Genomic DNA, 8,835 nt, shown 5'->3' on the forward strand with positions numbered 1-8,835 from the left:
GTTGTATCATCATTTATCTTTATCTTTTTTTGAAAAAATAAGACTGCCAGATATACCAAAAGATATACCCAGACATATTCCGATTCCAATTCCAGCCATGCTATTTAAGACATTTATAAAAACAACGCTCCAAAGTATTGCTGCGATTATTCCGATAGTGACTCCTATAATTATCCTTTTGTTGTTCATCAACTTTATCCTCCATAAATTCCGATTGTCTCACTCATCATATGATACTGTACTAATTACACCATCGAAATAAACAAACTCTCCATCCGGATAATTCCATATTGCCTGAAATCTGGTCAGGTACTTAATTCCATTTTCAGAAATACAATATTCACCACAAACCGCCGACCATGGGATATATTCCATGGATCCATCCGTATTGGACACCGCTCTGTCATTTGTTGTAAAAGAAACAAATTCATACTGCTCATTAAACGCAAAAATACCACTTGCAGTCTGACCGCCGTGACGAATGATTGCTTTCACTTCATAATCACTGATTTCTTCAAAAGAAATATAATCCTGCAGTAAAATTGACGGCACAAACATACTCTCCGCAAGATATGTTGCCAGGCATGCTTCATCCATGTCTGGCCCGTCTGATCAAATAAGGTTATTCCTTTTGCAATAACTCCCTTTATACCGCCAACTCCTTAACTGTAGGAGGAGTTTTGCACAAGTTGATACATATGCTTGTAAAAAGCACATAATTTGATAAAAAAGATGCAATATATGTAGATTTCTTTGGAACCATTGCAGAAAGTTTCCACTCTCTTAAGCTTCATTCCATTCTATCACTATTTATTGTTTGTTATGCCATCCGGCAACTTCTCCCATTTTGGAATTCTGTGTAATGCCCGAACGATATTGCATTGTTCCAGCAATTCACCATCACCATCGCACATAGTTGCATACCACATCTGTTTATTTAGTTTTCCGTCTTTAAATAACAGTTCCAATCGACTTGCATATTGAAAATGCAGGTGACTCAACAGACCTCCGTTCAATCTTTCTTCACGCTCAGGCATAGGTTCCATCGCAAGCATATAACGGAATTGACATTCGTTCGGTGCATCTTTTGCTTCAAACAAAAAGTTTTCCTTACCCTCTAATCCTTTTTCTATAATATCTTTTACTTCATATGAATATTTACCTAGAACATTTCCATCCACATCCATCCATTCAATGGTCATACCTCCGTCTGATTCCGTAATATTCCAACCACCAAGACGTACATTGCATTCTTCATTTATTGTACTACACGCCATTTTCCAAAATGCTTTTGCTCCATTTTTAAACATTGGCATTGCACCTGCAATACGTTCTGCCTCCTCCCAACAAAGTTTTATTGCTGTTTCATCACTATAAATTAAGTTTTCAAAATTAATCCATTTTCCTAACCACTGACTCTGTTTAAATTCCATTCTTTTTCCCCTTATCTTCCAAATAAATTACTCTGTCACACCAGCCTGCTGCTAATTCTTCATCATGTGTGATAACAAGCACCGCTGCTCCCCATTCTTTCAACTGATTTAACAAATGCGCAACCTGCGTCATATGATAATAATCAAGGCCGCTGGTTGGCTCATCTAAGACAATAAGTTCTTTCCCTGACAGCATCGCAGAGGCAATTGCCACTCGTTGTTTTTGTCCTCCGGACAAACTTATAGGATGTCTGTCAGCAAATTCCGTTAATCCTAAGGCTTCCAGCACTGCTTCACACAACTCCGGTCTGTTTGCTCCAAGTAGTACCTCTTCACGAACACTATCAGAAAACAATTGATAATTTACATCCTGCATTACCATAAAACTTTTCTTTAAGCGTTCTTTCTCTTTAACAGGCTCCATCGTTCCTGCTATCGGTTTTTGCAAACCGCAAAGTGTTTTTGCAAATGTGCTTTTCCCGACTCCATTGCTTCCCATCAATCCAACAATCTCACCCTTGCAAATAGCAAATCTATCTATTTCGTATACTGGTTTCTTCTTCTCATATCCAACCAATAAATGTTCTGCACTCATTAATGGTATCGAACCAAGCATCTCACTTTTTGTTTTTTCTTTCGCACGCTTTCTGTAAGAAGTTATGTCCATTGGACGTAATCCCATCTTTTGCATTTCTTCATTCGATAACTTTAAAAATTCTGTTGCATTCCACTGTCTTTGCAATTCTCCACTCGCAAAATAACAAAACCTATCTGCAATATCAGCTAACCATGCCAGTCTATGTTCTGCAATCACAATCGTAATTCCTTCTGACTTCTTTTTTGCAATCATATCATGTAGTTCCTGTATTGCTTTGTAATCCAAGTTACTGGTCGGCTCATCAAGGACCAATAACTTTGGCTGTAACATACAAGCCGTTGCAAATGCAATTTTTTGTTTTTCACCGCCGGATAATTTGAATATGCTCCTATCCATAAGATGTTCCATAGCAAACTCATTCGCACAGCTTCTTACTCTTTCCTGAATATCTGTTGAATTCATACCCATGTTTTCACATGGAAATGCCAATTCTGCCGTTGTATCTATGTTAAAGTGTTGTGTTTTAGGATTTTGAAATACACTTCCAACTATAGGTACATACTCTTCTATGGCAGCTTCTCCTGCACATAGCCCAAAGCTTTGACACATACCATCCAGTTTTCCATCAAAAAAAGAAGGAGCCAAGCCATTAAGCAATCTGGTCAAAGTAGTTTTTCCGCAACCACTTTTTCCGCATAACACCACGCATTCTCCGGAATTTATCTGTAACGAAACATCATTCAATGCTCCCTCGTCCGTGTTTGGATAGTAAAAAGAAGCCTTACTTACTTCGATCATTACAGAACACCTCCAAAATACAGTGCAAATGGCATTACCCCAGCTAACATACAGCACCCATCCGCAGCTGTCATTCTTAATTCCGTCATGCTCGTATGTATTCCCGGCATACTGATTCCTTTTGTCATGGCAGCCACAGATAAATCCTGCGCCACATTATTACTATTCATCAAAAGAGGCATCAGTATATATTCCAAAGATTGTGCCGGATTGCGTAACAAGGCCAGCTTTCCTGAGGCAATTCCACGAAATGCCATAGCATTCTTAATTTGTCTGTAATCTTCTGCTATAGTAGGAAAGAATCTTATTATCGTCACACTTGGTACAATGATACATTCCGGCACCTTGATTTTTCGGAGCCCGCATACCATTTCGCCTACTGTCGTGGTAGAAAAGGCATATGCCCCAGAAATCACACATGGCAGCATCATTCTTATTCCCACACTAAACATGGCTATAAAGTTCAAAAAAACACCTTCTGTATAAGGGATTATCAAGAATTCAGCACTTACCATAAAACCATAAATTAACGTCATTCGAATACCGCTTTTATATCTCCCTGAAAAAAAGAATAACGAAAGCAGTATCGACACTAAAATAACCTCTGTTATTAAATTGACATGAAAAAACAATGTCATATTGGATAGTAAGAGTAAAAACAACTTTGTTCTTGGATCTAAGCGAAGTTTCATTATACAATACCAGCCTTTACAAAATGTTTCTTAATCATCTTCATTCCGAACCAGCCACCAACAAGGGCACATATAAGGGTTGCCACTACTGCAAGGACAAAAGTTACCATGTTAATGTTCGCAAACAACTCTGCAATATAAACTGCATCTTTACCACGAGCCACCAAATTCGCCACATATGCATCCTTCATAAACCACATCGGAATTACCGGTCCAAACAGCCCATAAGAAAAAAGAACATAACTAAGTATAATCCATTTTTTACTTTTATATTTTCCCACTTTCGCAACACAATCAGCAACGATACCCATTACAATATTGGCAGCAAACGAGATAATGAAATGACCGGAAATCATAAAAAACAATCCCATGACAATCCCCATTACTGAAATCCCACCAAACTTCTGTAATTTTACCACTAAAAGCGTATATACGCATCCTGATATCAACGCACAGAACGCAGGTAAGACTACGTTATTAAATCCAGGAAAAATCGCCACACTAGCAAAGGTTGCAATCGTTACAAGTACAAAATAAAGTGCAGTAAATACACCAATACTAATTAAGTCCGGTACTGTCAATTTATTTGTTTTGTTCATAAAAAGTATCCTCCGTTTTATGTAATTTCGCAAATTAGTCATCACTAATCCATTGACTTAAAATATGGTGTGCTTCTCATATTACTTGAATATGTGATTGCACACCCTTGTGCCCCAAATTCCTTTTTCTCTCAAAAGAATATAGCATATAGCTCTCCAAAAATCAATTAGTTTTATCTAACTTATTAAAACACTTAAAATAAACTATAGAACCATCAACATGCATATCTATATTTTTATAAAATTTCTCAAGAATTATTTTCAATTCATTTTCTGTATGAAATGGCGGCATAAACCACCCTTTCTTCGAGAGAATATTTTTGACCAACCAATCTGTGACGCGTGATTTTTCCTTAATATAAAAACAAGCTATGAAGGTGCCATCTTTCTTCAAGACACACCATGTTTCTTGAAAAGCCTTATCTTTATCCGGAAAAATATGAAAGCCGTTCATACTCAATACCATATCAAAAGTCTCATTCTCCGTCGGCAGCTTTCCCACATCGCCTTGAACAAATGAAATATGCTTATATTGTCCTAATCGATTTTCTGCCTGCTCTATCATATCTTTACTATAATCAAGACACGTAATCTTAGCACTCGTAAGTGCTGCCCATTTCTTAGCAGTAAAAACAGCTGTACCTACCGGAACGTCAAGAATATTTCCACTGTAATCGTCTGGAATATAGGACAATAATTCCCTAGCAATCTCATTATCATCTGTTCCACTCCAGAAGAATTTTATATATAGCTTGCTTAAAATACTTCCTTGCGTCAGAACATCGTCATATATATGTTTCGATGATTCATATGCGTTTTGAATCTTATCTGCCATATTTTCCTCCATCGTCAAATCACTTGATTATCAGCCTTAGTAACATCTACTATAATTTCCTGTATTTTTCTACCCACTCCGGTATCTGACAATATGTAAACCCCACCCGGTTTTAACACACATAAAACTTCTTGCATTATGAAAGCAGACTCTCCGTCAAATCCCGATTTCTATTTTTGTTTCCATAGCATAGTGTACTCTTTTTCACCAGTATCTTCATCCAAATCTTCACATTGAATAATGAACCCTTCTCTTTGGTAAAAAGAAATTGCTCTGGCATTCTTCTGGTATACATTTAATCGTAAGCTAACTTTTTTATCCTTAATATAATCCAATAAAAATTTACCTATGCCACATGACTGCATTTCATCAGAGACAAAAATACCTTCGATATATTCATCATTTAGTCCTACAAATCCTTGTATCATTTTATCCACTTTAAACACATAGACTTCGGATTGTAACATCATTTCTTTCACTAATTCATAATTACTTTTCCAGTATTGATTGGAAATAAAATAATGTGCTTTCAGATTTGTCTTTAACCATATGTCAGCGACTCTATCGATATCTCCGTTCAGCAACTTTCTAATCATAACAAATATTCTCCTCAACTACATCCTTTATGCTTTTCTCTTTTTTTCATTCTATCACAAGCTTACCATTAATCATCGATTTTTTGATATTTTTTCTTTTACCCCACTGTAAAACAGCCTCTGAGCGTTTCGTTATATAGAGGGATACTCTCAGAACCTAGAGAGTATGAAGCGGCAGAATATTGGAGGTATGAGTTAGGGGCGGAGTTGGATTAAATTTATATTTCTACGAAGAAAGCCAAAGACATTTAACTGTTCACCCAATCAAACGTCTTTGGCTTGTTTAATTACAACTATTTTTTTAGAGTTTTACCCAGTAACTCATACCGAGCTTCTGCCTCTTCTTGAGATAAAGTAATTCCTTTTCCCATTTTTTCATGTTCTGGTGCCCAGTCACGAATATCATATTTTTCTGCAGCTCCATTCCATGAAATCATATTTAATTCTTTTTTCCAACCTTTGGCACTTTCTGAAAGTATTCCTATTGGGTAACAAAAAACACCGTATTTCTACGGTGCGTTCTGTCAGATATATTCTGTTTTATGATAGCAGAAAACTGGAATTCACAGTTCTTCCATCCTTCCCATCTTCAGCGCCATAACAAGAGTTCCGGCTGCCATCACAAAGACACCAATTTCAATCACATAGATGGGAAGAAGCACCGGACCTGCCACGGCAAAGAAGTCCACGATAAAATGAATCTCATATGCAAGAACCGCTGTAAAAGCCGCTGTTCTGCATTTGCCTGCCTTTACCGCCCGGTAGATCAGCAGTGACAACCCGATATGCAGAATGATGGCACTGATTCTTTCGATTCCGCTTACAAAAAAGAGTGGTGCCGGTGTTGTCCATAGGGCCGACAGCTGTGACACGGTCTGGTTTGCAGACTCAGCAGGAAGTGCCGCCAGCGTATTCTGCATGGCTCCGCTGTTGATCATCAGCATGGACACAAGATTGCTGATTCCGGAGAGTCCTCCGAGCAGAATGGCCTCCACACCGCCATGCCCGATTCCATACATCAGTGCATTTGGAAAATCCAGCCATTTCTTCATCCAGAACTTCATGGCAATCAGTCTTCCGGTCTCTTCAAAAACCGCTGCAGCCAAAGCCGCGTACACATAGTAAAGCCATGGCCTGCTCTGTGCGTTCAGTCCGCAGAACTGAATGACAAGAACATGCAACAGCTGCTCCAACAGCATGGCAAACAGCAGATAGGTTCCTGCCCCGATAAAGAACGAGGAAATCCTTGCCTTAAGCTTCACCCTTCCTGCAATGAACAAAGCAATCGGTACCCCCATCGAGAGGACAACGGAGCAGATAACTCCCGCTATCGCCAGACCTGATATTGTGTTCAATTCCATCTTTATACCTCCCTGATTCTCAAAAAATTCCTTTATTGTATTTGAACTGTCCATACAATATAAAGCCTAATCCGACAATAACTGCTGGAAGAATGATATAATCTATAATTATTTCACTCCAAAACGAAACAATAAAACCTAATACAAGAGATATTCCTATAATCAGCGTTCCTGTGCCGACTGTTTTTCCATACTTTGGTATATCTTCTTCCTTTACTTTTCGCCTATTATAAGAGTGAATTGTGCTGATATTGCCTTTGATATTTACAATTCCCACAACAGATATGAACACTCCCAAAATCAACATTATAATATTTTCCATAATAACCTCCTAAAAATAGAATAGTTCCTCAAATTTTTTGTCCAATGCAATACAAAGAATTAGAGCCAATTTTGCAGTTGGATTAAACTGTCCTGTTTCAATAGAACTAATGGTATTTCTTGATACCCCTACCATTTCTGCAAGCTGAGCTTGAGAAAGATTTGCTTCTGTGCGAACTTCCTTTAAGTGATTTTTCAGTTGTAATTGTTCTTTCATATTCTCACCTCTAAAAGATGGCTAACAAATCCAACAAATGCCAAAATGGAAAGCACAAAAAACAGAACAGTCAAGACCAAATCGCTCTTTCGCTTCATTTTGATAAAACGAACTAACCATTGTGTTGCAATAATGCTGAAGTATATAACCCACGGACTGTAAATCATAGTATGAGCAAGCACAGAAGATAACAGCGAAAGCAAACAACACACTAAAGCACCAACTCTGCTTGCGTGACTTCCGGCTTGATATACCACTTCCATTTCAGCCAAGTCCTTATTGCGATGTTCTTTTCTGCTTGCATTTAATATTTCGTCCTTTTTCATAAAAACACCTCCATGCCAAGTTTTCTTTGCATATTTTAATTATACACATACCAAGTTTTCTTGTCAATAGAGTCATAAAAAAGTTACAACCGATATAAGAGATAACTTTTCTAGCACTTCGATTATACTCACGACTTAATGACTTCTTGAATACTTGCCGAAAAAGAAAAACTGCCATCGGTTTGACAGCAGTTCTTCTTCGGTTGGTATCCGTTAGGAATACACAATATCATTCAATACAATCTCATCGGCACAGGCTCGAATGTTATTCATCAATCCTATCCATCTCATCATATCCGTTGCTTTCAGTTCTTCCGTTACACCCTGCTTAAACGCTATTTTTTGCCCTTTAATTGTGGTATTACTTATAGCAAAGCACAAAAAAGGCCCAAAAGGGCACTTTCCCTTTTGAGCCTATACACTTTATTAGCTAACGTATTTTGCTTTCATTTTTCCGCATGGTCATGAGGCTTTTTTCTCTTAAATCGCATTCTATGAATCCTCAGATTGTTCTTTCTGTTCTTCAATAATTCGTTCTGTCGCTTTATGGATCTTTCACTTGAAACGGATGCTCTTTGAATGGACGAAGACGCTCAATCCCGATTTTTCGTTCTCTGCGACTTCCCAATAAACTGGAATTGTTCAAGCTTTTCAAATACTAACGTCCTTAATTCTGTTCAATAATTGATTTATAGTAGTTACCAAAGTCAGCAAGTGAATTAACAATTGGAAGCATTTTTGTTCCGAGTTCCGTTAAGCCGTATTCAACTCTTGGTGGCTGCTCATGGTAATCGTGGCGATATGCCAGTCCATCACTCATCATTTGTCTTAAACTATCTGTCAAAACCTTTTGTGAAATACCATCTATACTTCGTTGTAGCTCATTGAATCTCCATGGACGCTCTTTCAAGTTACGCAAAATCAGCAGTTTCCATTTTCCTCCGATGAGAGATACTGCTGTTGCAACTGGGCATTCCGGTAATTCTTCTTTTGTTCGCATAATTCTCGTCGAGTAGACTTTGTCTCGACTTTTTCACATCCTTTCATCATATATTGTTT

Annotated in this window: 15 protein-coding genes; all 15 read right to left on the reverse strand. The window is 37.8% G+C overall.

Annotated features, from left to right (window positions below; genetic code table 11):
* Positions 1 to 9 precede the first annotated feature (9 nt).
* The 15 genes from DWZ38_RS21390 to DWZ38_RS21460 all read right to left on the reverse strand — a co-directional run bounded on the left by DWZ38_RS21390 (position 10) and on the right by DWZ38_RS21460 (position 8,776).
* On the reverse strand, positions 10 to 189 hold the full coding sequence (locus DWZ38_RS21390) for a hypothetical protein (protein ID WP_022233904.1): 180 nt from the start codon (positions 187 to 189) through the stop codon (positions 10 to 12).
* 30 nt (positions 190 to 219) lie between these two features.
* A complete protein-coding gene (locus DWZ38_RS21395; RefSeq protein WP_021925587.1) occupies positions 220 to 597 on the reverse strand; it encodes a DUF6544 family protein in 378 nt (125 codons plus the stop codon).
* Between the two features lie 209 nt (positions 598 to 806).
* Positions 807 to 1,433, reverse strand: coding sequence for a hypothetical protein (locus DWZ38_RS21400; RefSeq protein ID WP_021925586.1), 627 nt, complete (start codon positions 1,431 to 1,433; stop codon positions 807 to 809).
* Positions 1,423 to 2,829, reverse strand: coding sequence for an energy-coupling factor ABC transporter ATP-binding protein (locus DWZ38_RS21405; protein ID WP_021925585.1), 1,407 nt, complete (start codon positions 2,827 to 2,829; stop codon positions 1,423 to 1,425). The genes DWZ38_RS21400 and DWZ38_RS21405 overlap by 11 nt, the downstream gene beginning before the upstream one ends.
* Positions 2,829 to 3,521 (reverse strand): energy-coupling factor transporter transmembrane component T, encoded by a 693-nt coding sequence (locus tag DWZ38_RS21410; RefSeq protein WP_117855326.1) that lies wholly within the window; start codon positions 3,519 to 3,521, stop codon positions 2,829 to 2,831. Before DWZ38_RS21410 ends, DWZ38_RS21405 begins: the two co-directional genes overlap by 1 nt.
* Positions 3,521 to 4,120 carry an MptD family putative ECF transporter S component gene (locus tag DWZ38_RS21415; protein WP_021925583.1) on the reverse strand — a complete coding sequence of 200 codons (600 nt, stop codon included), beginning with the start codon at positions 4,118 to 4,120 and terminating at the stop codon, positions 3,521 to 3,523. Before DWZ38_RS21415 ends, DWZ38_RS21410 begins: the two co-directional genes overlap by 1 nt.
* A gap of 163 nt (positions 4,121 to 4,283) precedes the next feature.
* Positions 4,284 to 4,955, reverse strand: a complete 672-nt coding sequence (locus tag DWZ38_RS21420; RefSeq protein WP_021925582.1) for a class I SAM-dependent methyltransferase — start codon at positions 4,953 to 4,955, stop codon at positions 4,284 to 4,286.
* A gap of 170 nt (positions 4,956 to 5,125) precedes the next feature.
* On the reverse strand, positions 5,126 to 5,551 hold the full coding sequence (locus tag DWZ38_RS21425) for a GNAT family N-acetyltransferase (RefSeq protein ID WP_117855331.1): 426 nt from the start codon (positions 5,549 to 5,551) through the stop codon (positions 5,126 to 5,128).
* Positions 5,552 to 5,844: 293 nt separating this feature from the next.
* Positions 5,845 to 6,036: a PC4/YdbC family ssDNA-binding protein gene (locus DWZ38_RS21430; protein WP_117855333.1), complete on the reverse strand. Its 192-nt coding sequence runs from the start codon at positions 6,034 to 6,036 to the stop codon at positions 5,845 to 5,847.
* A 78-nt stretch (positions 6,037 to 6,114) separates the two neighbouring features.
* Positions 6,115 to 6,912, reverse strand: coding sequence for a YhfC family glutamic-type intramembrane protease (locus tag DWZ38_RS21435; RefSeq protein ID WP_243000489.1), 798 nt, complete (start codon positions 6,910 to 6,912; stop codon positions 6,115 to 6,117).
* A gap of 19 nt (positions 6,913 to 6,931) precedes the next feature.
* A complete protein-coding gene (locus tag DWZ38_RS21440; protein ID WP_008121271.1) occupies positions 6,932 to 7,234 on the reverse strand; it encodes a hypothetical protein in 303 nt (100 codons plus the stop codon).
* 9 nt (positions 7,235 to 7,243) lie between these two features.
* A complete protein-coding gene (locus tag DWZ38_RS21445; protein ID WP_003865061.1) occupies positions 7,244 to 7,450 on the reverse strand; it encodes a helix-turn-helix transcriptional regulator in 207 nt (68 codons plus the stop codon).
* Positions 7,447 to 7,776: a DUF6442 family protein gene (locus DWZ38_RS21450; RefSeq protein ID WP_005608366.1), complete on the reverse strand. Its 330-nt coding sequence runs from the start codon at positions 7,774 to 7,776 to the stop codon at positions 7,447 to 7,449. The genes DWZ38_RS21445 and DWZ38_RS21450 overlap by 4 nt, the downstream gene beginning before the upstream one ends.
* A 213-nt stretch (positions 7,777 to 7,989) precedes the next feature.
* Complete coding sequence (locus DWZ38_RS23025) at positions 7,990 to 8,070, reverse strand: TnpV protein (protein WP_330420003.1); 81 nt, start codon at positions 8,068 to 8,070, stop codon at positions 7,990 to 7,992.
* A 373-nt stretch (positions 8,071 to 8,443) separates the two neighbouring features.
* Positions 8,444 to 8,776 carry a helix-turn-helix domain-containing protein gene (locus DWZ38_RS21460; RefSeq protein ID WP_117855337.1) on the reverse strand — a complete coding sequence of 111 codons (333 nt, stop codon included), beginning with the start codon at positions 8,774 to 8,776 and terminating at the stop codon, positions 8,444 to 8,446.
* Between the last annotated feature and the right edge of the window lie 59 nt (positions 8,777 to 8,835).

Source organism: Ruminococcus sp. AF31-8BH, assembly GCF_003460605.1.
GTDB classification, from domain to species: domain Bacteria; phylum Bacillota; class Clostridia; order Lachnospirales; family Lachnospiraceae; genus Blautia_A; species Blautia_A acetigignens.

Coding starts and splice junctions, on each gene's coding strand:
- DWZ38_RS21440 (WP_008121271.1), bottom strand. CDS start 7,234: ATGGAAAATATTATAATGTTGATTTTGGGAGTGTTCATATCTGTTGTG.
- DWZ38_RS21445 (WP_003865061.1), bottom strand. CDS start 7,450: ATGAAAGAACAATTACAACTGAAAAATCACTTAAAGGAAGTTCGCACA.
- DWZ38_RS21420 (WP_021925582.1), bottom strand. CDS start 4,955: ATGGCAGATAAGATTCAAAACGCATATGAATCATCGAAACATATATAT.
- DWZ38_RS21435 (WP_243000489.1), bottom strand. CDS start 6,912: ATGGAATTGAACACAATATCAGGTCTGGCGATAGCGGGAGTTATCTGC.
- DWZ38_RS21410 (WP_117855326.1), bottom strand. CDS start 3,521: ATGAAACTTCGCTTAGATCCAAGAACAAAGTTGTTTTTACTCTTACTA.
- DWZ38_RS21425 (WP_117855331.1), bottom strand. CDS start 5,551: ATGATTAGAAAGTTGCTGAACGGAGATATCGATAGAGTCGCTGACATA.
- DWZ38_RS21390 (WP_022233904.1), bottom strand. CDS start 189: ATGAACAACAAAAGGATAATTATAGGAGTCACTATCGGAATAATCGCA.
- DWZ38_RS23025 (WP_330420003.1), bottom strand. CDS start 8,070: ATGATGAGATGGATAGGATTGATGAATAACATTCGAGCCTGTGCCGAT.
- DWZ38_RS21395 (WP_021925587.1), bottom strand. CDS start 597: ATGGATGAAGCATGCCTGGCAACATATCTTGCGGAGAGTATGTTTGTG.
- DWZ38_RS21450 (WP_005608366.1), bottom strand. CDS start 7,776: ATGAAAAAGGACGAAATATTAAATGCAAGCAGAAAAGAACATCGCAAT.
- DWZ38_RS21400 (WP_021925586.1), bottom strand. CDS start 1,433: ATGGAATTTAAACAGAGTCAGTGGTTAGGAAAATGGATTAATTTTGAA.
- DWZ38_RS21460 (WP_117855337.1), bottom strand. CDS start 8,776: ATGCGAACAAAAGAAGAATTACCGGAATGCCCAGTTGCAACAGCAGTA.
- DWZ38_RS21415 (WP_021925583.1), bottom strand. CDS start 4,120: ATGAACAAAACAAATAAATTGACAGTACCGGACTTAATTAGTATTGGT.
- DWZ38_RS21405 (WP_021925585.1), bottom strand. CDS start 2,829: ATGATCGAAGTAAGTAAGGCTTCTTTTTACTATCCAAACACGGACGAG.